The sequence below is a fragment of the Candidatus Synechococcus calcipolaris G9 genome (genome assembly GCF_029582805.1).
Taxonomy (GTDB): Bacteria; Cyanobacteriota; Cyanobacteriia; order Thermosynechococcales; family Thermosynechococcaceae; genus Synechococcus_F; species Synechococcus_F calcipolaris.
Genome location: NZ_JAKKUT010000005.1, coordinates 46,245 through 66,948 on the forward strand (window position 1 = coordinate 46,245; position 20,704 = coordinate 66,948).

The 20,704-nt window shown below is 49.7% G+C and carries 22 protein-coding genes and 1 pseudogene; 17 read left to right on the forward strand and 6 right to left on the reverse strand.

The window, feature by feature from the left end; genetic code table 11:
- The first annotated feature begins 18 nt into the window (after positions 1-18).
- From L3556_RS12690 to arsB, 3 genes are all read left to right on the forward strand, one after another.
- Positions 19-435, forward strand: a complete 417-nt coding sequence (locus L3556_RS12690; RefSeq protein ID WP_277867705.1) for a sll0565 family protein — start codon at positions 19-21, stop codon at positions 433-435.
- A 97-nt stretch (positions 436-532) separates the two neighbouring features.
- Positions 533-1,114: a thioredoxin family protein gene (locus tag L3556_RS12695; protein WP_277867706.1), complete on the forward strand. Its 582-nt coding sequence runs from the start codon at positions 533-535 to the stop codon at positions 1,112-1,114.
- Between the two features lie 82 nt (positions 1,115-1,196).
- Entirely contained in the window at positions 1,197-2,354 is a 1,158-nt protein-coding gene (gene arsB, locus L3556_RS12700) for an ACR3 family arsenite efflux transporter (protein ID WP_277867707.1), read from the forward strand.
- 10 nt (positions 2,355-2,364) lie between these two features.
- On the opposite strand, the gene L3556_RS12705 is transcribed toward arsB, so the two are convergent.
- The gene (locus L3556_RS12705) at positions 2,365-2,793 is read right to left on the reverse strand and encodes a nuclear transport factor 2 family protein (protein WP_277867708.1); all 429 of its coding nucleotides are present in this window, start codon (positions 2,791-2,793) and stop codon (positions 2,365-2,367) included.
- Between the two features lie 112 nt (positions 2,794-2,905).
- Positions 2,906-3,403, reverse strand: coding sequence for an orange carotenoid protein N-terminal domain-containing protein (locus L3556_RS12710; RefSeq protein ID WP_277867709.1), 498 nt, complete (start codon positions 3,401-3,403; stop codon positions 2,906-2,908).
- Positions 3,404-3,611: 208 nt separating this feature from the next.
- Between L3556_RS12710 and L3556_RS16350 the strand changes: the two genes are divergently transcribed.
- From L3556_RS16350 to L3556_RS12750, 10 genes are all read left to right on the forward strand, one after another.
- A complete protein-coding gene (locus tag L3556_RS16350; protein WP_479682449.1) occupies positions 3,612-3,845 on the forward strand; it encodes a DUF3800 domain-containing protein in 234 nt (77 codons plus the stop codon).
- 264 nt (positions 3,846-4,109) lie between these two features.
- Positions 4,110-4,328, forward strand: a complete 219-nt coding sequence (locus tag L3556_RS12715) for a type II toxin-antitoxin system HicA family toxin (protein WP_277867710.1) — start codon at positions 4,110-4,112, stop codon at positions 4,326-4,328.
- Positions 4,315-4,536 (forward strand): type II toxin-antitoxin system HicB family antitoxin, encoded by a 222-nt coding sequence (locus tag L3556_RS12720; RefSeq protein ID WP_277867711.1) that lies wholly within the window; start codon positions 4,315-4,317, stop codon positions 4,534-4,536. Before L3556_RS12715 ends, L3556_RS12720 begins: the two co-directional genes overlap by 14 nt.
- 8 nt (positions 4,537-4,544) lie before the next feature.
- Positions 4,545-4,862: a hypothetical protein gene (locus L3556_RS12725; protein ID WP_277867712.1), complete on the forward strand. Its 318-nt coding sequence runs from the start codon at positions 4,545-4,547 to the stop codon at positions 4,860-4,862.
- A gap of 27 nt (positions 4,863-4,889) precedes the next feature.
- Positions 4,890-7,580, forward strand: a complete 2,691-nt coding sequence (locus L3556_RS12730; RefSeq protein ID WP_277867713.1) for a PAS domain-containing protein — start codon at positions 4,890-4,892, stop codon at positions 7,578-7,580.
- A 12-nt stretch (positions 7,581-7,592) separates the two neighbouring features.
- The gene (locus L3556_RS12735) at positions 7,593-8,843 is read left to right on the forward strand and encodes an EAL domain-containing response regulator (protein ID WP_277867714.1); all 1,251 of its coding nucleotides are present in this window, start codon (positions 7,593-7,595) and stop codon (positions 8,841-8,843) included.
- A gap of 86 nt (positions 8,844-8,929) precedes the next feature.
- Complete coding sequence (locus L3556_RS12740) at positions 8,930-9,130, forward strand: hypothetical protein (protein ID WP_277867715.1); 201 nt, start codon at positions 8,930-8,932, stop codon at positions 9,128-9,130.
- A complete protein-coding gene (locus L3556_RS16355) occupies positions 9,130-9,408 on the forward strand; it encodes a ParE family toxin-like protein (RefSeq protein WP_422110786.1) in 279 nt (92 codons plus the stop codon). Before L3556_RS12740 ends, L3556_RS16355 begins: the two co-directional genes overlap by 1 nt.
- Positions 9,409-9,519: 111 nt before the next feature.
- Positions 9,520-9,717 (forward strand): EAL domain-containing protein, encoded by a 198-nt coding sequence (locus L3556_RS12745; protein WP_277867716.1) that lies wholly within the window; start codon positions 9,520-9,522, stop codon positions 9,715-9,717.
- 10 nt (positions 9,718-9,727) lie between these two features.
- Complete coding sequence (locus tag L3556_RS12750; RefSeq protein ID WP_277867717.1) at positions 9,728-11,062, forward strand: hemolysin family protein; 1,335 nt, start codon at positions 9,728-9,730, stop codon at positions 11,060-11,062.
- Between the two features lie 40 nt (positions 11,063-11,102).
- On the opposite strand, the gene L3556_RS12755 is transcribed toward L3556_RS12750, so the two are convergent.
- Positions 11,103-11,705 (reverse strand): EF-hand domain-containing protein, encoded by a 603-nt coding sequence (locus tag L3556_RS12755; protein ID WP_277867718.1) that lies wholly within the window; start codon positions 11,703-11,705, stop codon positions 11,103-11,105.
- A 134-nt stretch (positions 11,706-11,839) separates the two neighbouring features.
- Here L3556_RS12755 and L3556_RS16360 point away from each other — a divergent pair.
- Positions 11,840-11,908, forward strand: a pseudogene (locus L3556_RS16360) (WG repeat-containing protein); the annotation flags it as partial.
- A 63-nt stretch (positions 11,909-11,971) separates the two neighbouring features.
- Complete coding sequence (locus L3556_RS12760) at positions 11,972-12,442, forward strand: DUF29 domain-containing protein (RefSeq protein WP_277867719.1); 471 nt, start codon at positions 11,972-11,974, stop codon at positions 12,440-12,442.
- 137 nt (positions 12,443-12,579) lie between these two features.
- Here the strand turns inward: L3556_RS12760 and L3556_RS12765 are convergent, their stop codons facing one another.
- The 3 genes from L3556_RS12765 to gcvT all read right to left on the reverse strand — a co-directional run bounded on the left by L3556_RS12765 (position 12,580) and on the right by gcvT (position 14,895).
- Entirely contained in the window at positions 12,580-12,873 is a 294-nt protein-coding gene (locus L3556_RS12765) for a ferredoxin (protein ID WP_277867720.1), read from the reverse strand.
- A gap of 162 nt (positions 12,874-13,035) precedes the next feature.
- Positions 13,036-13,755 (reverse strand): phosphate ABC transporter permease, encoded by a 720-nt coding sequence (locus L3556_RS12770; protein WP_277867721.1) that lies wholly within the window; start codon positions 13,753-13,755, stop codon positions 13,036-13,038.
- 24 nt (positions 13,756-13,779) lie between these two features.
- A complete protein-coding gene (gcvT, locus tag L3556_RS12775; protein WP_277867722.1) occupies positions 13,780-14,895 on the reverse strand; it encodes a glycine cleavage system aminomethyltransferase GcvT in 1,116 nt (371 codons plus the stop codon).
- A 200-nt stretch (positions 14,896-15,095) separates the two neighbouring features.
- On the opposite strand from gcvT, the gene L3556_RS12780 reads away from it, so the two are divergent.
- Positions 15,096-16,958 carry a cation:proton antiporter gene (locus L3556_RS12780; RefSeq protein ID WP_277867723.1) on the forward strand — a complete coding sequence of 621 codons (1,863 nt, stop codon included), beginning with the start codon at positions 15,096-15,098 and terminating at the stop codon, positions 16,956-16,958.
- Positions 16,959-17,278: 320 nt separating this feature from the next.
- On the forward strand, positions 17,279-20,686 hold the full coding sequence (locus L3556_RS12785; protein WP_277867724.1) for an EAL domain-containing protein: 3,408 nt from the start codon (positions 17,279-17,281) through the stop codon (positions 20,684-20,686).
- Positions 20,687-20,704 lie beyond the last annotated feature (18 nt).

Below are 20,704 nucleotides of genomic sequence, written 5' to 3' on the forward strand. Positions count from 1 at the left end.
GGGTGATCTAACCTTGAAATGCTTATCTTCCAAGATATAGAGTTTAACAAATTCCCCTTTATCGAGACCCCCTCCGCCATGACCAATTCCCCCTCGTCCCCGGCTGGCCCAGACACTCCCGATGAGGTGGAGCAGGCGTTTCAGGAAACCCAAACCCGGATCAGCGAACTGCGGCAGCACTACCAGCGCATTCGTCAGGCCCAGGATCACCTTGGCCAGGCCCAGGAGCGATCGCTGGCGACAGAAGTCGAACGACTCCGCCAACAGATCCAAGAACTAGAACTGGATTTGGGCCTCACCCTACTCTTTAGCCTGGGAGATGCGGCCCGGGAGCGCTGGCAAACCATTTTGGAGCAGGAGAGTTTTTGGCAGTTTGTTCGCTTTGCCGGCCTGGGGTTTATTTTAGGCTTGGTAGTAAAATCCTGCACAGGCTAAGATGGACTAGGGCATTGTCTTTTGGGCCCCAGCTAGCGCATTTTTCGTATTTATTTCGATACCCTTTTATTTCGTTGCACTATTTTGAGGATGTTTTATGGCGCGGACAGAATCGACCATGTTGGCTCTTGGCACCGCTGCTCCTGATTTTCAATTACCGGATGTGGTAACGGGCCAAACCATTTCCCTGGGTACCTTTGCCCATGAAAAAGCACTCCTGGTGATGTTTATTTGCCGCCACTGCCCCTACGTCAAGCACGTTGAACAAGAACTCGCCCAGATTGGCCGGGATTACCAAGGCAAGGGCCTAGGCATGGTTGCCATTAGTGCCAATGATGCCGCAGCCTACCCCGATGATTCCCCCGAATCCCTGAAGGAAATGGCGACGGAACTCGGTTTTGTTTTTCCCCTTTGCTACGATGAAACCCAAGAGGTGGCAAAATCCTACACCGCTGCCTGTACCCCTGACTTTTTCCTGTTTGATCAAAACCAAAAATTAGCCTATCGGGGTCAGCTAGACGATAGTCGCCCCCGCAATGATGAGCCGATCACGGGCAAAGATTTACGGGCAGCCATTGATCAAGTCCTATCGGATCAGGTGCCCCCGGAACCCCAAAAGCCCAGCCTGGGATGCAACATCAAGTGGAAGCCAGACAATGCCCCAGCCTATTACGGCTAAGCTATTAAGCCATTACGACAAGCTATTACGACTGAGGGGGCTAACTTTGTACCCCTGATCGCCATTTTGGAACCATCTTTTTATGACTGATTCGCCGCACTCCACCACAGCCGTTGCCGCTGGCGGGAGTCTCAGCTTTTTTGAGCGATATTTAACGGTGTGGGTACTCCTCTGTATTGGGGCTGGAATTCTCCTGGGGCGTACCTTTCCGGGAGTTGCGGTGGCCCTGGATTCCATGAGTATTTATCAGGTGTCCATTCCCATTGCCATCTGCCTATTTTTCATGATGTACCCGATCATGGTCAAAATTGACTTTGGTCAGGCGAAGCAGGCGGTACGGGCCCCAAAACCTGTGATTCTTACCCTGGTGATGAACTGGTGTATCAAGCCATTTACGATGGTGATTTTTGCCCAGATTTTTTTGGGCTGGCTATTTGCACCATTTTTACAGGGAACGGAAATCATTCAGGGAACGGTGATCAGCCTGGGGCAAAGTTACATTGCTGGTGTGATTCTATTGGGCATTGCCCCCTGTACGGCGATGGTTTTGCTCTGGGGCTACCTCTCCTATGGCAATCAGGGCCATACTCTGGTGATGGTGGCGGTGAATTCCCTGGCGATGCTGTTTCTCTACGCGCCCTTGGGTCGCTGGTTGTTAGCGGCCAATGATCTGACGGTGCCCTGGCAGACGATCGCCCTGTCGGTGTTGATTTATGTGGGGTTGCCCCTGGTTACGGGAATATATACCCGCCATTGGATTTTTAAGCATCGGGGCCGGGCTTGGTTTGAGCGGACATTTTTGCAATATTTAACGCCGGTGGCGATCGCCGCCCTGCTAATTACCCTGATTCTGCTATTTGCCTTCAAAGGGGATTTAATTATTCAGTCTCCCCTGCATATTGTGATGATTGCCGTTCCCCTCTTTATCCAAACCAATTTTATTTTTCTGATCACCTATGTCGCTGCCCAAAAACTCAATATTGCCTATGAAGATGCGGCCCCGGCGGCCCTGATTGGGGCCAGTAATCACTTTGAGGTGGCGATCGCCACGGCCGTCACCCTATTTGGCTTAAATTCTGGAGCTGCCCTAGCAACGGTTGTGGGTGTTCTTATTGAAGTACCCGTGATGCTAATGCTAGTGGCTGTGTGTAAACGCACGGCCTTTTGGTTTCCCCGCCATCCAGAGAAAGCCACGCTGCCGGATCCCCGCTGTTTTGTGGTTCCCCTAGAAGATAAATAAAACCTTCAGCCTAGCGACGATATTGGATCAGCTCCTCTAAGGTCGCCAATAAATCGACGGTCACGGCAAGAATCTCATCTTCAGGATTTAGCCGAAACTGCCAGGCCACATTCACACTAAAAAGGGGCAGTTGGACGCGGCCACGGATTTGATAGGTGCGATCGCCTGCCTCGGTAGTCTCCAGTAAGGCTCCCTTTGCCGGATAGGCCCGCATTCCCAACGCTTCGGCTTTTAAGTAATGGGCAATGGCCTGCCGCCCAATCAAGGGATCATCAAAGGGGGGCTGTAGCACACCAGCTTCGCTAAAAAGTTCCACCAAGGCATCATAGTTTTCGTCATTGAGGGCATCAAAATAGGCACCAATAACGGGTTGATCAATCCCTTCAATCTGTCCTTGGGCAAACATCGTTTGGGGAGCCGTTTGCAGTTGGGTTGTCATGGATATCACCTTTGAAACGGATAGCAATTCATCTGAGCAGTTCATCTGAGGAAGGGTAAAAAAAGGGCCAGATCGGCCCCCTTTTACTTTTGTATAGGATGTTTTCCGGGAATTAGTCCTGAAAGGGATCCACACCCATGGCGATCACCGCATTCCGTAGCACGGTGATTTGCTGACCAAAGTCTAGGGACTGGATCGCCGAAAAGACCCGATCCGCATCCCGAGAGAGGGTGTAGCCTGGGGGCACAGGTACGACAAAGCCCTGTTTCATGAGTTCAGCCAATTGATACCAGAAGGCCAGTTTCGTATTGGGGCTAAACACACCGTAGGCGCGGGTGAAGGGTGTATTTACATTGGCAACTAAGTCCCGCATCATTTGCAATTGGGTATCAAAGTTCATGCCCTTGATCTCGTTGAGGAGACCTTCGGCTAATTGCAGCCGGGCTGTTCCCGGAGCCGCCGCCGTAATCGAGCGACCGGTTTCCGTGTAGATCACCCAAAGTAGACCTAATTGGTCATCAACACTCAGGCAATTGAATAGGGTGGTCACCTCTTGAACGGCTGTTCCAATTTGGGAACCATTGAAGCGTACATCTGTCGTAAAAGTCATAAGCATTTCAGAGATGGGTAACTGGGCAACACTCGTTTGTATCGAGCGGTAGTTATCTCTGCCTCCATAGTCAACAGTATGCAACATTTCTTTACATTTTGCAACCTAGCGTTACAAATCTCCTATCCCGTCCCCTAGATATAACGTATGCCGCCAAGTGAGCGGAGCCTGAGACGAAGTAGGCTATGGGTGGAGAAAGTGATATACCCTGTATGTAGATGAGTCTGGTAACACCCACGACCCAAATCAGCATTATTTTGTGTTGGCTGATTTTTGTGCGTTTGAGCGACAAGGGTACTGGATTGCTAACCAGCTTGACCAAATTGCAGCTAAGTTTGATCCTGTTGATCCAGCAGCAGTTGAGTTACATGGTAGCCCAATGTTCGATCGCTGCCGTCATATTTGCGTTTGCACCGTTGTGGCTAAACCTCCGAGGTCTTAGGCAAACGCGCAAGTCTTGTTAACGCGAAATGAAACGTTGCCACTTGCCCCACCTGAGAAATGCCACAATATTCGCAGCGATCATTGGCTCTTTGAATCACCGATCGACGCAGAGACGCTTGAATCGTTGCCATCTAGCCTTGCTGCATCACTCGTGTTGAATGCAACCGCAACAAGGATAGAAATTCTGCCAGCTTCCCTTTGAGATTTATAAATTCAAAGAATAGGAGTGTGATAGCCATGAAATTTCAAGGAATGCAGGATAATGCCAAAGAAAATTCGGGAATTAAAGCAGTTATTACGAAAGGCGGGGTTTGAAGAACTGACTGGAAAAGGGAGTCATACCAACTGGATACATCCACTTTATCTAGGCAAAATAACGGTTTCTGGTAAAGACGGTGCAGATGCAAAACCCTATCAAGAAAAAGAGATTTTAGGAGCCATTCAACAAGTAGAGGACAACCAAGATAATGAGCAACCTTAAGTATCAAATGGTAATCCAGTGGTCAGACGAAGACAATTGTTTTCTGGTCGGTTTTCCTGATTTTCCGGAGCAGCAGTGGCGTACCCACGGCGAAACCTATGAGGAAGCAGTCAACCAGGGCATTGAAGCCCTTGAGTCTCTGGTTATGGCATACGAAGCGTCTGGAGAACCATTGCCTGAACCCAGTACTGTTTGTGCTGTTGCCTGATTATTAAGATGGAACTCAAGGACTACCAAAAACACTGCATTAATGAGATCAAGGTTTACCTTGAGCACTTGGCAGAATTCCGCGCCAAGTATGAAAAGATTTTGGCTATCGATCCAGAGATGGCAGGCGACTTTACACGAAAAGCCTGGGAAAAAGCGAAAGGCGGAACAACGTTCCAGGGAGCGATTTACCACGATAAGAAAAATGGATTAAGGGAACCCCTCCCAAATTTCTGCATCAAGGTTCCCACCGGAGGGGGCAAAACCCTACTATTTAGATATAGAGTAAGCGATCGCCCAAAAATTACCATAAGGTTTTGGGCTTGAGGATGAATTTACCGAGAATAACAAGCAATGGCATCCCTAGACTCACCGACGGGAGTAGTTCAGGATAGGTCTCTGCGGCGGCCCTATTGGCGGGCGGCTATGTTTTATAAGGCCTTAGCTCTCGTGGGTTTGGTTAGTATTTTTATTGCGGATACCTCTACCCCCCTTGGTTTTGCCCACGGCACACTCTATCCCTTAATCATTTTGATTGTGGCCCTATCGGAACGGCCCTGGTGGATTGTCGCCATGACGATCGCCGGAATCCTGTTTACAGGGTTGGGATTTTGGCTGTCGCTGCCGGCTCCTCCGGACTTTCCCCTCATTTACGTTCTCGCTAACCGTCTTTTATCCATGGTGGCGATCGCCATTACCGGCGGATTGACCCTCGTGGCGATCAAGACCCTCCACCAAATCCAAAGATCCCAGGCCCTTTTAGTGGCAACCCATCAATCCCTCACGGAGAAACAGCAACTCCTGGAAATCGCCAGTCGAGCCGGTCAACTGGGGGGCTGGAAAATCCACTTACTGGAACCACGGCTTGAGTGGTCCGATGAAGTGGCCCATATTCATGGGGTTGAGCCAGGTTTTTCCCCCACCCTAGAGCAAGCTTTTAACTTCTATGCCCCTAAATACCAAAAACTCATTCGGGATAGCTTTCGCGCCTGCGCCGAAGAGGGTCTTCCCTTTGATGAAGAACTACAAATTATCACAACCCAAGGTTGTTCCCTGTGGGTACGGGCCATTGGTCAGCCGGTTCACGATCAAACGGGCCGGATCATTGCCGTACAGGGGGCCTTTCAAGACATTAATCGTCGAAAAATGGCGGAAACCTCTCTGGTTGCCAGTGAACAGCGGTTTCGTCAATTGAGTGATGCCATGCCCCTGATTGTTTGGACCGCCGAACCGGATGGCACCGTTGATTACGCCAGCCAAGTTCTCAGGGACTATACCGGGATTCAGGAACCGGCCCCCCATCCCAGTCAATATTGGCTCAGCCTACTCCATCCCGACGATCGGGAGCCCTGCATAAAGGTGTGGCTCCACTGCGTTCAAACCGAGAGCAACTACTCCTTTGAGTTTCGTCTACGGCGATATGACCAGACCTATCACTGGCATTTGGTTCAGGCGGTGCCAATTCGAGATGAGCAAGGGGCGATCGTCAAATGGTATGGAACTGCCATCGATATCCATGACCAGAAGCAGAACCAGCAGAAAACCGAGGGACTGGCCAATCGCCTCAACACGATCCTGGAGAGTATTACCGATGCCTTCCTCGCCTTCGATCGCCAGTGGAATATTACCTTTATCAATCGTCAAGGGGAACACCTGTTGCAGTGCCAACGCCAGGATGTGATTGGCAAGAATGTCTGGGAGGTCTTTCCGGAAGCGGTCGGTAGTATCTTCCAGGAGCAATACGAAAAAGCCTTTAGCACCCAGGAATCGGTTCATTTTCAAGCATTATACCCACCCCTGGATTGTTGGTTTGATATCCATGCCTACCCCTCCAGTGAAGGTTTAGCCATTTATTTTCAAGACATTAGCGATCGCCGCGCCCTAGAAGAACAACTGCGCCAATCCCAGCGACTAGAATCCATTGGCCAACTCACCGGCGGCGTTGCCCACGATTTTAATAATCTACTCACGGTAATTTTGGGAAATGCCGAACTCATTACCGATACCCTAGGGGCGGATCACCAACTGTATCCCCTAGCGGAAATGATCACTGCTGCGGCCCTACGCGGAGCCGAACTCACCCAGCGACTACTGGCCTTTGCCCGCCGTCAGGTTCTAGAACCTAAGCCCGTTAACGTGAATGAATTAGTCAACCAAATGAAGGCCTTACTCCAACGAACCCTAGGGGAGCATATTCACATTGAATGCCTGGCGGAATCAGATCTATGGATTGCCCTCATAGATCCAACTCAGTTGGAAAATGCCCTACTCAACCTCTGCCTCAATGCCCGTGATGCCATGGCCTACAGGGGGCAATTAACCATTGAGACGGGAAATATCATTTTGGGTCAGGACTATATTGCCAATAATGCCAATGCCGAAGTCCCCCCCGGCGAATACATCATGATTGCCGTATCCGATATCGGTACGGGGATTGATCCGGCCAATCTTAATCGCGTCTTTGAACCCTTTTTTACGACTAAAGCTAGAGGTAAGGGAACGGGCTTGGGCCTAAGTATGGTCTATGGCTTTATTAAACAATCCCAGGGGCATATTAAGATTTATTCAGAACCGGGGGAAGGAACTACCGTAAAAATGTACTTGCCCCGCTACCGCCAAGAGTTGGTAGATGCAGCAGATAGTGAGAGTGACCCCATGGGACACATCTTGGGTCATCAAGAACGTATTCTTGTGGTAGAAGACGATCCCCTCGTTCTCCGCTATGCTAAAGAACAATTGGAGCATTTAGGCTATCAAGTGATTACTGCTAACAATGGCCCTGAAGCCCTCCGGCTCTTGCAAAAACAGGTAGCCGAGATTGATTTGCTCTTTACCGATGTCATTATGGCCGGCGGTATGAGTGGTCGGGATGTGGTGGAAGCAGCCCAACAACTGCGACCTGATTTGAAAATTCTCTATACGTCTGGCTATACCGAAAACGCCATTATGCACCATGGCCGCCTGGATCCGGGGGTGCAGTTACTCAGTAAGCCCTATGGACGCAAGGAATTAGCTGAGAAAGTCCATCAAGTACTAAGCGGTTGAGAAGGAAAAAAGATGACCGCCAAACGCCTGTTGATTCTTGATGATGACCCGATGACGGGGCAAACAATTCAACGAATCGCTGAATTTGCGGGCGTAGATGTGCGGTTCACCTTGGAGCCAGGAGAATTTTTCAAGTTGTTTGATACCTGGCAACCCACCCACATTGCCCTTGATCTGGTCATGCCAGAGATGGACGGGGTTCAGGTGATGGGTCGTTTAGCCGGCCTCAATTGCCAGGCAAAAATTATTATTACCAGTGGGGTGGGAGGACGGATTTTAGATGCGGCGGGGCGATCGGCGGCGGAACATGGCCTCAATATTGTCGGTGTTTTAGCCAAACCCTTTTCCCCGGCAAACCTAAGGGAGCTTCTCATTGATGATTCTGATTCTCCCCAGCCCTCACCCCAACCTCCAGGCCCATCACCACGACTCCCGTTTCAACCCGCTCCCCTAACCGCCGAAGATATTGAACTGGCCCTACTACAGCAGGAATTTCAGGTGGTTTATCAACCTAAGGTGGCCTGTAAAAATGGTGCATTGGCTGGCTTTGAAGCCCTAGTGCGATGGCACCACCCCAGCCGAGGCATTATTTCACCGATGGATTTTATTCCCCTCGCTGAACGCTTAGGCTTTATTGATGACATCACGGAACAGGTGATTAACCATGCCCTGGGATTGATGGCCATTCTGGGTCTGGGGGAAGGGTTTTGTTCTGGGGTGGAGTTGCCCCCTGATATTCGTTCTGACCTTAAGTTAGCCATCAATATTTCAGCCAAGACAATTAGTAACGTCAGCCTCTTTGATCACATCGCTCAAAATTGCGGGGATTTTGGAATTGACCCGCACCAGTTTATTTTTGAACTCACGGAAACCAGTGCCATGGATGATCCGGTGGCCTCCTTAGATTTGCTGACTCGGCTGCGGATTCAGGGATTTCATCTCTCCATTGATGATTTTGGCACAGGGTTTTCATCCATGCTGCAATTAGTGCGGCTTCCCTTTTCAGAAATCAAAGTGGATAAATCCTTTGTCATGACTGCCATGCAATCCCAGGAGTCCCGTACCGTGGTTAAATTCATTGTCGATTTGGGCCACAGTTTGGGGCTGACCTGCACCGCTGAAGGGGTTGAAGATGCCAAAACCCTCCTGTATCTGAAGGAAGTGGGCTGTGATCTGGCCCAGGGGTATCATATTGCTCGGCCCATGACGGTGGAGGCCATTAAGACCTGGGTTGCCCAACAGAATTTTAGGGAATCGTTGTAGGGGTTGGGTTATGGCGGCGATTGTCTCGGAAATCTCAATTATTTATCTACCATAATTTCCTTAAGGGCAGAGAGGTACAACTCGCTATGTCAAACCTTGACCAAATTGAAGCAGCAATTCTTTCATTGCCATCCAATGAGTTTGAGCAGTTAAGGCTGTGGTTCCTTGATTTAGACTACAAACGTTGGGATAAAGAGCTAGAGCAAGATATTGAAGACGGTAAGCTAGAGGCATTTGCTCAGGAAGCGATCGCTGAGTATGAATCGGGTCATTGCCGAGAAATTTGATGCACTATGCAACAAGGCGGTTCTGGCAATGCTACAATGGCTTACCTGAAGGTGTGCAGCGAATAGCAGATGAGTGCTACGGGTTGCTCAAGCGTGATCCTTCCCATCCGTCCTTACATTTCAAGACATTGGGGCATTTCAAGAAATTGGGCAGGAAGTATTGGTCAGTTCGGGTAGGGTTAAGGTATCGAGCTTTGGGTGTTGAAGTCGAGAATGGTATTTCCTGGTTCTGGATTGGAACCCATGCAGAATATGATAAGTTGATTGGCAAACTATAGCATGACATAACCATGTACTCCTTTCCCTGTCAAAGATAAAGGTACGAGTGAAAAGATATTGTTGAGTTTTTGGGCAGGGCCATTTCATTGCAATCTTAGGAGTCCCGTACCGTGGTTAAATTCATTGTCGATTTGGGCCACAGTTTGGGGCTAACCTGCACCGCTGAAGGGGTTGAGGATGCAAAAACCCTCCTGTATCTGAAGGAGGTGGGCTGTGATCTGGCCCAGGGGTATCATATTGCTCGGCCCATGACGGTGGAGGCCATTAAGACCTGGGTTGCCCAACAGAATTTTAGGGAATCGTTGTAGGGGTTGAGCTATGGCGGCTATTTTTACGGAAATTTCAATTATTTTACTGTTGATTTTAGTGAATGGTATTTTCGCCAGTTCGGAAATGGCCATTGTCTCCTCCCGGAAGGTGCGCCTAGAGCATTTGGCTAACCAGGGAAAGGGTGCGGCCCGAACGGCCCTGAAACTGGCTAAATCCCCCAATAATTTTTTATCTACGGTTCAGATTGGCATTACCCTCATTGGTATTTTGAATGGGGCGGTGGCGGGGGCGACCATTGTTGAGCGACTGAATTCGTGGTTAGGTGCCATTCCCTTTCTCCATAGCCGTAGTCATAGTCTGAGTGTCATCCTTGTGGTGGGAGGTATTACCTATGTCACGTTAGTTTTGGGGGAATTGGTTCCAAAACGGATTGCCCTCCACAGTCCTGAGCGTATTGCCTGTGCGATCGCCCCCCCGATGCGTTTTTTAGCGAAGTTAACGGCTCCAGTCGTGCATCTTTTAAGTGTGTCTACGGAACTGCTGTTACGACTGTTGGGTATTCAAGAATCGCAGGAACCCACGGTTACGGAGGAAGAAATCAAGGTGATGATTCGCCAAGGGACGCAGTTAGGGGTTTTTGAGACATCTGAGCAGGAAATGGTGGAGCGGGTGTTTCGTCTCGGCGATCGCTCAATTAAGTCATTGATGACCCCCCGGACTGAAATTACCTGGCTGAATACGGAATCCACGACGGAGGAAAATATTGCCATTGTCACCTCTAGTCCAAATTCGCGGTTTCCGGTGGGCCGTGAAAGTTTAGAGCATTGCTTAGGCATTGTGCGGGGGAGTCATGTACTGGCGGCCTGTTTAGCCAATGCGGATTTTAAGTTAGAGTCCTTAATTCAACCTCCCCTCTATATCAGTGAGAGTACCCGGGCCCTGCGGGTTTTAGAGCAGTTCCAAACGACCGGGATGCACATCGCCCTAATCACCAATGAATATGGGGCGATCGAGGGATTAGTCACCCTCAATGATTTGATGGAGGGGATTGTTGGGGACTTGCCCTCGGCAGAGTCCCAGGATGAACCCATGGTGGTGGAGCGATCCGATGGTTCATGGTTATTGGATGGATTACTGGCGATCGAGGAATTGCAGGCCCTCCTCCAACTCGGGCCCTTACCCCTAGATCATGTAGGGGAATATCACACCTTGGGCGGTTTTATCATGTATTCCCTGGGCTGTGTTCCCCAAACGGGGGATATGTTTCAGTGGAGTGGCTTCCAGTTTGAAGTGGTGGACATGGATGGAACTCGGGTGGATAAGGTGCTAACGACCCGATTGCCAGGGACTGAATTGGAGAATGGAGTGGAGAGTGAAAATTAGTATCTTTAGTCAGAAATCTAGGATACGTCATAAAATCTACTCACCAATTTGTTTCTGCGGCCCGACCAAACAATCGACTTCCAGGCAGGCTTTCGTCTGGCTCAAACCAAAATTGACGGACAAGTTCTAAAAACTGGGATTTAGACATTCCTCGGTCGATCATCTCGTCTGAGGCATTTTCTGGTAGCCCTTCAGCGATTAAAGACCTAAAATTAGCGGCTACCCAGTCCCCACCTTTTTCATAGGCATTGGCGTAGTCTTGGACATCTTCAAGGGAAAGATAGCCATCCCCATCGAGATCTAAAACATCAAAAAAGCCTCCCGCTGCTTTAGCGATAAATTCAATACCTTGGGTGGGTGATGCTGTCATCTGTTTGGCTAGTTTTTGGTGTCCTTCCAGAAACTCATCAGGGGTAACTTTGCCATCACGATTGATGTCACGGCGGCTATTTTCCCAGCTATAGGTTTTCGCAAGAAGCTCAAATAGCCCCTGATAGTCAGGAGTTGTATCGGGAAACTTGCGTTGGGCAATTTTTTGGGCGATCGCCACTAAATCTGCTTCATACTCAATCACACCATCTCGGTTGCGATCCATAAATCGAAAGAGTCTTAGGAGGCGATCGGTAAGATTTTGGGAGAGCATAAAAAATTATTAAATGTTTACATGACTTCAATGCTTTTCTATTTTATTTGATGTAATCATTGAATGAGCATAACAACGATAAATCATCTTGGCAATAAGTAAATTTACCTTTGGAGAAATTGAAATAGGGCTTTATTGACGCTTCAGGCAAGGTCGTCGTTGCACCCCAATTTGATGAAGCTCGGTCTTTCTCAGAGGGACTGGCGGCTGTTAAGTACTCTGACAGTGAGTACAATGATGAAATGCTTCCTGGGAGCTACAGATCAATGCAGACCGTAGAGAAACTTTATGAGGTGGACTATCAGGCCTGGGTGCAGGCCACGGTGGCCCAACTCCGAGCGGGGCAGTTCAATGACATCGATCTTGATGCCCTGATTGAGGAGATTGAAAGTTTGGGACGCTCAGAACGCCATGCCTTGAGTAGTCAATGGATACGAGTTGTTAAACATCTGCTGAAATTAGAGGCTCAGCCCCAAGCCAGGGACTACCACAATAGTTGGGTATCCAGCGTAGTGGAGGGCTTAAGACAAATTGAAGAATCTCAGGATAGCTCACCCAGCCTCAAGTCTTACCTGAAACTCAATCAAGCTAAGTGGTATTTGCAGGCTCTCCAGCAAGCCTCCGTTGAAACCCGCATTCCTCAAGCCCAGTTTCCTGCAACCTGTCCCTATGATGTTCTAGACCTCATCGAAGGGAACTATCCAGAGTCACTACGTTATTTCTTTGTGATTGAGTAATCAAGCGTAAAAATATAGCAAAAATTAATATCTCAAAAAATAAACTGGGCAAAGAGATGATCTTTACCCAATTGGCAGATTTTGTTCATTGATGGGGCGATCGCCAGGGATTGAACCCCAGCGGATCCCATCAGAGTCTAGTACAACTCTTCTTCTTGATTGGTGATGATTTTACAGTCAGAACGGGGATAGGCAACACAGGTCAAAACGTAGCCCTTTTCAATTTGATCATCATCTAGGAAGGATTGATCGGACTGATCAACTTCTCCCTCAACAATCTTACCGGCGCAGGTTGAGCAAGCACCAGCACGGCAGGAGAAAGGTAAATCTAGTCCTTGTTCTTCTGCAACATCTAAAATGTACTCATCATCAGGCACATCAATGGTAGATTCCCCATCGGGGCGAACTAATGTGACTTTATAGGTTGCCATGCAAATGTCCTCTCGTTTACGGAAATGGCAGGGAGCAGATGCCTGAAAAAGCAGGTGGCTGTTGCTCCATCTTAGATACTAGGGGAAAAGTTTGGGTTTATCCGGCTTAATGGGTGGGTGTCTGTATGGTTTTCGTAATTTGAATCTCTCTTTTTATCTGATTTACTTATATTTGGATGGCTTGGAAGAATACCGCGATCGCCCGTCAGAACGGGGTGGGGGTGGGGCAGAGCGTCGCTTGGGTGTCCGTTTTCGGCGGAAAGACTGACTAATTTGATTAAAGACATCCCGCTGGAGACAGGGATAATCACCCACCCAAAGGCGATGTTGGGGCAGATACACGTCCGATACCTGCTCAATCTCACTGAGATCCGGTTGCCGCGAAAAAAGAATCATCTGGGCAATATCCCCAGGACGAATCACCCGATGTTGCCGTCGTAGTCGGGCCCGCACAGGGGTAAAGAAGCCGGTTTTATCCCCCACCTCCAAATTGAGACACCGCTCCCGATTTTCAATAATCACTAATTGGCCCCGTTGATCCACATTTTCCTCTTTGCCAATGAGTTCCTCACTCACAAAGACATCTAAAACCTGCCCCTGCCAAAATCCGCCATAGCGATAGCGACGATAACGCCGGTTCTTCAAGGTGGCAATCACCGCCGGCCCCCACAGCCAATAAAACCCAGACATCAAGCCCGTCACCAACTGAGCCCCATGGCCAATAAAACCCAGTGGAAAGGAAATGATCACAATGCCCACAATGGAAAAAATTAATCGTCGTAGAAAATCCTGTATTTTTCCCCAGACGTAGATATACTGACTGCCGGTGGCAACAACCGGAATGAGTTGATTCAGTTTCTCCTTGGTCAGGGGGACTAGCATAAATTTAGGGATGACGTAGGCATATTAAGGGCGCGAGGAACGACGATAAAAGGGACGGGCTACGACGTGAGCCGGATAAATACGGGAGCGAATTTTTATCCCTAGGGGTTGCCCAGGCTGACTTAGGGTGGGGGGTACATAGCCCAGGGCAATGGCCCGGCCCAGGGTGGGGGCAAAACTGCCACTGGTAATCTGGCCAATTTGTTGCTCCGGTTGCTGGGGATCAACAATCTCATAGCCATGGCGGGCGATCGCCTTACCCTCCATTTCCAGACCCACCAGTTGCCGTTCCAGACCCGCGTCCTTTTGGGCTAAGAGAGCCGATCTGCCGATGAAGTCAGGTTTTGGCCAATGAATCAACCAATCTAAACCCGCTTCCAGGGGACTGGTGGTGGCATCAATATCTTGACCATAGAGGGCCATGGCGGCTTCGAGGCGGAGGGTATCCCGTGCCCCCAGACCACAGGGAGTGATCCCCAAGCTCAGGAAACGTTCCCACAGGGCTTGACCGTCCCTATTTTTCAAGAGCAATTCAAAACCATCTTCGCCAGTGTAGCCCGTGCGGGCAATCCACACCGGCAGGGTATCAATGGTGGTCGTGGTGTGGCGGTAGAGTTTCACCTGGTTAAGATCAATGGACACCAAGGATTGGAGTTGGGCCACCGCCTCGGGCCCCTGAAGGGCAATGAGAGCATGACTCCGGCTTTGATCGGTACGGCGGATGCTCTGGGGTAAATGCCCATCTAACCAAGCTCCATCCTGCTCAGTGGTGGCGGCATTGACAATTAAAAAAACCTGGCGATCTCCCTGAACATAGACAATCAGATCATCTAAAATCCCGCCCTCAGGATTCAAAAAAACTGTGTACTTCGCCTGGCCGGGCCGTAAACGACTTAAATCCGAAGGCACTAGGGCCCCAATCTCCTCTAAAACGCGATCGCCCTCTAGGAGAAACTTACCCATGTGGGAAATATCAAACATTCCCACGGACTGGCGTACCCGTTGATGCTCCTCCACAATTCCCGCAAACTGAACCGGCATTTGCCAAGAGCCAAAGGGAGTAAACCGAGCCTGTTGCTGTTGATGGAGGTGGAATAGGGGCGTTTTTTGAAGGGTTTCGTTGGCGGTAGAGTCGGTCAATCGCTGTTCTTCGCCGATGCAAAAAGATATAAAAATTCTAGCATTGGTTTTTAATGGTGCGATCGCCGAAAATTGCCTTTGCCTAGTAATCACGGTAGGGTAACGAATAAGATAGCTAAAATAGCAAGGAACATCTGTCCTTTGATGGCATCAAGGATAACCAAGCCTTACCAGTCCATTCATCGGAAATGAGGTTACTTATGGATAGCAGCACCCAAATTACTGCTCTCATCGTTCTGACGGTTGTGGCCGGGATCTTCTCCCAAGTATTGGCCAAATGGCTTCGCTTACCCAGTATTGTTCTACTCCTCCTATCCGGTATTCTGCTGGGGCCCAGTGGTTTAGGCCTGCTACATCCGACCCTCCTAGGGGATGGCTTAGAGGTGTTGGTTCCCCTCTGTGTTGCCCTGATTTTGTTTGAAGGCGGGCTAAATTTAGATCTCAGCCGCACCAATCAAGACCTAACGGGGAGTCTCTGGAAGCTCATTACCCTAGGGGCGGTCATTACCCTGGTGGGGGCGGCCTTAGCCTCCCATTGGTTAGGGGAATTTCCCTGGCAGATTGCCTGGCTCTACGCTTCCTTGGTCATTGTCACCGGGCCAACGGTGGTGGGGCCGCTCCTGAAGCAGGTGGGGGTACAGCGGAAACTCGCTTTCATTTTGGAAGGGGAAGGGGTTCTCATTGATCCCATTGGGGCCATTGTGGCCGTGGTGGTTTTGAACGTGGTGCTTCAGCAGGATATGGGCTGGGCAGCGATCGCCATTAACGTGATTGAACGGGTGGGCATTGGTATAGCCATTGGCTTGGGGGGAGGCTGGCTCCTAAGTCAATTTTTACGACGAGCCAAATTTCTCTCGGAAGAATTGCGAAACCTGATGGTTTTAGCGGTGCTCTGGGGTTTATTTTTGCTTTCTCAACGGCTCATGAGTGAGTCGGGTTTGCTCACAGCGGTACTCTTGGGCACTTCCCTGCGATTGGCAGAAGTTCCGGGAGAGCGACTACTACGGCGATTTAAGGGGCAACTGAGTACCCTGGCCATTTCCGTTTTGTTTGTGCTGTTGGCGGCGGATCTGTCCGTTGCCAGTATGTTAGAACTGGGCTGGTCAGGGGTAGCCACGGTGTTATGCCTGATATTTCTGGTGCGGCCCTTGGGTGTGTGGCTCTGTACCTGGGGAAGTGATTTAACCTGGCAGCAAAAAACCTTTTTGAGTTGGATTGCCCCCCGGGGAATTGTCGCCGCTTCCGTTGCCTCCCTGTTCTCCATTAGCCTTACCAATGCGGGCATGAGTGGGGGAGATGCCATTAAAGCCTTGGTCTTTCTGACGATTTTGATGACGGTTTTCCTGCAAGGATTAACGGCCAAAGTGGTGGCAGAGCAGTTGCAGGTGCGGGCCCAGGAAACCACAGGGGTCTTAATTGTTGGCTGCAATCCCCTCAGTATTTTATTGGCGGAGCATCTGCGCGATCGCGGCGAAGTCGTAACCATGATTGACTCTAATCCAGAATCCTGCAAACAGGCTCGTCAGAAACATTTTCCTGTGTTTTGTAGTAGTGCCCTAGATACGGAAATTCTTCAGGAAGCAGGAATGACCCGATTAGGCACATTTTTAGCTATGACGAGCAATACAGAGGTAAATGCGATTCTCGCCCAGCGGGCCATTGAAGAGTTTCATCCGCCTCGGGTGTTAGCGGCCCTAGCCTCCGAAGACGATCGCCTTGGCATTGGCCGTGCTTTCCAGGCCCAAGTAGCCGTAAAGGATTGGAATGAGTATATTTCAGACTCAACCTTCCGCACAGGAGAAGTGATCCTAGAGGGGCCCCGATACCATCTGCAAGTGGAGCATATTCGCGCCCTGATGCATTCCGGTAAACTCCTTCCCTTGCTCATTGAACGCACGGAGGGCCTGCGCGTAGTACCGGCCGGTGAAGAATGGCAAGCGGGCGATCGCCTCATTTATGTTCTCCATACCCCCAAACCCCACGCTCTACCGGCCGCTTTGACCTCGGAGTGGCGCATCTCCCAAACCCAAATTGAGCCGGTTTTAATTCCGCCAGCGGCCTAGTTAGTTGGGCAGGGATCCAACTTCTCAATCACCTGCCACAGGGAACCTTCAAAGGTTGATTAATTGGCGAAGCGAGTATTCTAATGAAACAGAGATTTCACACCAAAACCCTTTAACCTGTTCTGATGATTTGCCAGTACTGCAAGAGCTTCCTGTTGCCGCATTATCCAACCTATAATGAATAAAATAACTACAGACTCTATCTCATCTTGCGCTAGTTTCAATGACTTAAAGAAGCATAAAAAACGTATTCGCCTTACTAGCATCAACTTAGCCTATTCCTTAAACTAAGGGCAAAGGAGTCTTGCTTAAATTAGGGCATGAACATCTACATCCATAAAATTCCCCTCCTTGCTGTTTCATTGGTGATGATGCTCACCGGCATGGTGTTGATAGGAGCATTACTTGCCCTCAGCGGAATGATATCTGCCGATGTTGTCCTACCCATGACGGAACTGGCGGCCATTAGTTTATTTTTTAGTAGCTTGTCCCTTGGAACCTATCTTTACCACAGGGAAAAAAAGCTTTCTCAGTCCCCTAGCATCTCCCTGCTGTTGGTGCGGGCCTTGGCCAGTACAGTGATCACCATTGGGATTTGGACTCTGTTAGTTCATCACCTCAACAATGGTTTTTTTGATCTAACGATTTGGGAAGCTGCCTTTTATCCCATTGAAGATAGTACGGCCCTTAATCTGATTCTTTTGGGATCATCCCTCTTCGCCTTGACGCGGCGACAATTTCTGAGTCAGTGGACGGCCCAAATTTTAGCCGTGGTGACGATCGCTCTGGCTGTAGTTGATTTGATCAGCTATCTCTACGGCTTTCCCTTACCGGTACTGATCCGACCCGACCTGAAGCAGCCAGTGGTTACGGCCCTCTCCTTTGTTATTATTTGTCTAGGAATTTTATTTGTGCAACCCCACCAGGCCCTAATGGGGCGAATTATGGCCCCCACATCCGGCGGTCATCTGATTCGGCAATTGTTGCCCTGGATTATTACCATTCCCATTCTGGTTGGCTGGTTGTTTGTCTCCATGGAGGCGATTGACATCCTCGATCATGACCAATCCCAGGCGATGCAATCGATCATTACCGTCGTCTCCTTATTGGGATTAGTCTGGACAGAGGCACGGCGATTAAACCTACTGGAGCAGGAGCGGCAGTCCTTTTATCGAGCCTATACGGAAATTGATCAATGCTTTCGCAGTAGCATTATTCTTTTACCTTTCCCGGTGGCCCTATTTACGAAAGAAGGCCATGTATGGCTGCTGAATCGGGCCTGGCAGCAGGAAACGGGCTATAACCTAACCCAAATTGGTACCTGGCAAGATTGGCTCTTGGCGGCCTTCCCCAAACCCTCCGATCAGCAGTTGGCGAATCAAGAATTTCAGCGCACCCTCACCAGTGGTGAACGGGTGGAACAGGGGGATGTCACCATTCGCACGAATTGGGGTGAGCAGCGTATTTGGAGCATGAGTTCGATTCCCTTGGAATTAGCCACGAGTAAGCAGCAACTCATTTTAATTACGGCGGTGGATGTTACCGAATATCGCCAAGTGGCGGCGGAACTTGCCCTAGGCAAGGAAAATCTTGAACGTCAAGTTATGGCGCGAACGGAGGATTTGCTGGGGGTCAATGATGAGTTACAAAAATCCGAGGAGAAACTCAATCAAATTCTGGATGGAGCCAATGCCTTTTTTAGTCAAATTCGGCTGTATTCCAATGGAAAGTGGCAGTACGAATACCTATCGGAAGGCCATGAGCGATTATTGGGCTACAGTGGTTTTGACTTCAAGGAAGATCAAAGTCTCTGGCGATCGCGGGTTCCCAATCATGATTGGGAGATCTATTACAAACCCTTTCAACAGAGGCTCTACCGCTATAACTCTGCCCAAGTAGAATATCGTTTTCGCCACCGCAATGGTCAACTCCGTTGGTTAGCCATTAGTGCCACAAAGCAATGGATTGATGCGGATCGATCGCAGTTAATCACCTACATTGGTGTTGACATTACGGAGCGGAAAGAAGCCCAATTAGCCCTAGAAGAAAGCGAGGCCCGCTTCCGGCAAATGGCCGACTCCTCACCGATGATGATTTGGTTAACGAATTCCATCGGGCAGATTTCCTTTGCCAACCAAACCCTGTTGAATTTAATTGATCATCCAACGGACTTGGCCCAGGGTTGGTTAGAGGCTATCCATCCTGAGGATCGGCTGGAGATTGAGCGGGACTTTAGCCAGGCAACAGCGACCCAACAGTTATTTGATGTTGAGTATCGCATTCGTGGCCAGGATGGTTCCTATCGTTGGGTGTTGGATCGGGGGGTGCCTCGCTACGATCATGATGGCGAGTATATAGGCCACATTGGCTCCTGTATGGACATTAGCGATCGCAAGTTGGCGGAAGCTAAACTCCAGCAAGCCGCCTGGCAAGATAGTTTAACGGGACTCCCGAATCGTAACTTTTTAATTGAGCGATTGGAGGCCCTGCTGGAGGCCTATGCCGCCGATGATCAGCAACGCTTTGCCATTCTGTTTTTAGATTTGGATCGGTTTAAGGTTGTGAACGATAGTTTGGGCCATGCCGCCGGCGATCGCTTTTTAGTGGAAATTGCCCAACGGCTGCAAATCTGCCTACGTCAAGAAGATACCCTGGCTCGTCTAGGGGGAGATGAATTTGTCATTGTGGTTGAAAATATTGTCGATGCCCAGGATGCCTTCAATTGTGCGGAACGGGTACAGGCAGCCATTAACAAGAGCTATGTCCTAGATCATACCGAAGTGACGGTGGGGGTGAGTATTGGCATTACCCTGGTGGGCCCGGAGTACCATACGGCGGGGGAAATGCTGCGGGATGCGGATATTGCCATGTACGAAGCCAAGGCTAATGGACGGAGTGAGATCCAACTCTTCCGCCCTGAACAATATCGGCGGGCCCATTCCCTTCTCCATCGAGAGCAGGAATTTCGGCGGGCCCTGCGGGAGCAACAACTCCAGGTGTTCTACCAACCCATTGTGGATTTACGAACAGATACTCTCCTTGGGTTTGAGGCACTCATCCGCTGGAATCATCCAACCTTGGGCTTGGTTTCCCCTGGGAACTTTTTACCCATTGCCGAGCAGCTCGGTCTGATGCGGGAGGTGGATCGCTGGTGCATGATGACGGCAGCCCAGCAGTTGGCCCAATGGCAAGACACCCTCGGATCCAAGGTTTCTGGGCTACGCATGAGTGTCAACTTATCCAGTCAGATGTTTGGCTCTCTCTCCCTGGTGGAGGATGTCACCCACACCCTAAGGACAACTCAGTTGAGTGGCGATCGCCTAATTCTGGAGATTACAGAAGGGGTGATTATGGAGCAACCGGATATAGCCCTAAAAAAACTGATCGCCCTGGAAAAAATGGGGATTAGTTGTAGTGTGGATGACTTTGGAACCGGATATTCGTCCCTGAGTCGGCTGAGCTTCTTCCCCCTATACGCCTTAAAAATCGATCAGTCCTTTGTCCGCTCCATGGAAAACTCTCCGGAAAATCTAGAAATTATTCGCGCCATTATCAAACTCTCGGAAGCCATCAACCTGAAGGTAATTGCCGAAGGCATTGAAACCCACTCCCAAAAACTTACCCTGCTTCAGATGGGCTGTCAGCGGGGCCAAGGCTACCTTTTTAGTCAGCCCATAGATGCCCAAGGAGCCACGGAGTTGATTCGGAAAAATTTAAGTTTTAGCTAGATTTGGGGAGCGAGAACA

What these genes read in the sequence shown, in the direction of transcription:
- L3556_RS12690 (WP_277867705.1), top strand. Translation starts at nt 19, where the DNA reads ATGCTTATCTTCCAAGATATAGAGTTTAACAAATTCCCCTTTATCGAG.
- L3556_RS12695 (WP_277867706.1), top strand. Translation starts at nt 533, where the DNA reads ATGGCGCGGACAGAATCGACCATGTTGGCTCTTGGCACCGCTGCTCCT.
- arsB (WP_277867707.1), top strand. Translation starts at nt 1,197, where the DNA reads ATGACTGATTCGCCGCACTCCACCACAGCCGTTGCCGCTGGCGGGAGT.
- L3556_RS12705 (WP_277867708.1), bottom strand. Translation starts at nt 2,793, where the DNA reads ATGACAACCCAACTGCAAACGGCTCCCCAAACGATGTTTGCCCAAGGA.
- L3556_RS12710 (WP_277867709.1), bottom strand. Translation starts at nt 3,403, where the DNA reads ATGACTTTTACGACAGATGTACGCTTCAATGGTTCCCAAATTGGAACA.
- L3556_RS12715 (WP_277867710.1), top strand. Translation starts at nt 4,110, where the DNA reads ATGCCAAAGAAAATTCGGGAATTAAAGCAGTTATTACGAAAGGCGGGG.
- L3556_RS12720 (WP_277867711.1), top strand. Translation starts at nt 4,315, where the DNA reads ATGAGCAACCTTAAGTATCAAATGGTAATCCAGTGGTCAGACGAAGAC.
- L3556_RS12725 (WP_277867712.1), top strand. Translation starts at nt 4,545, where the DNA reads ATGGAACTCAAGGACTACCAAAAACACTGCATTAATGAGATCAAGGTT.
- L3556_RS12730 (WP_277867713.1), top strand. Translation starts at nt 4,890, where the DNA reads ATGGCATCCCTAGACTCACCGACGGGAGTAGTTCAGGATAGGTCTCTG.
- L3556_RS12735 (WP_277867714.1), top strand. Translation starts at nt 7,593, where the DNA reads ATGACCGCCAAACGCCTGTTGATTCTTGATGATGACCCGATGACGGGG.
- L3556_RS12740 (WP_277867715.1), top strand. Translation starts at nt 8,930, where the DNA reads ATGTCAAACCTTGACCAAATTGAAGCAGCAATTCTTTCATTGCCATCC.
- L3556_RS16355 (WP_422110786.1), top strand. Translation starts at nt 9,130, where the DNA reads ATGCACTATGCAACAAGGCGGTTCTGGCAATGCTACAATGGCTTACCT.
- L3556_RS12750 (WP_277867717.1), top strand. Translation starts at nt 9,728, where the DNA reads ATGGCGGCTATTTTTACGGAAATTTCAATTATTTTACTGTTGATTTTA.
- L3556_RS12755 (WP_277867718.1), bottom strand. Translation starts at nt 11,705, where the DNA reads ATGCTCTCCCAAAATCTTACCGATCGCCTCCTAAGACTCTTTCGATTT.
- L3556_RS12760 (WP_277867719.1), top strand. Translation starts at nt 11,972, where the DNA reads ATGCAGACCGTAGAGAAACTTTATGAGGTGGACTATCAGGCCTGGGTG.
- L3556_RS12765 (WP_277867720.1), bottom strand. Translation starts at nt 12,873, where the DNA reads ATGGCAACCTATAAAGTCACATTAGTTCGCCCCGATGGGGAATCTACC.
- L3556_RS12770 (WP_277867721.1), bottom strand. Translation starts at nt 13,755, where the DNA reads ATGCTAGTCCCCCTGACCAAGGAGAAACTGAATCAACTCATTCCGGTT.
- L3556_RS12780 (WP_277867723.1), top strand. Translation starts at nt 15,096, where the DNA reads ATGGATAGCAGCACCCAAATTACTGCTCTCATCGTTCTGACGGTTGTG.
- L3556_RS12785 (WP_277867724.1), top strand. Translation starts at nt 17,279, where the DNA reads ATGAACATCTACATCCATAAAATTCCCCTCCTTGCTGTTTCATTGGTG.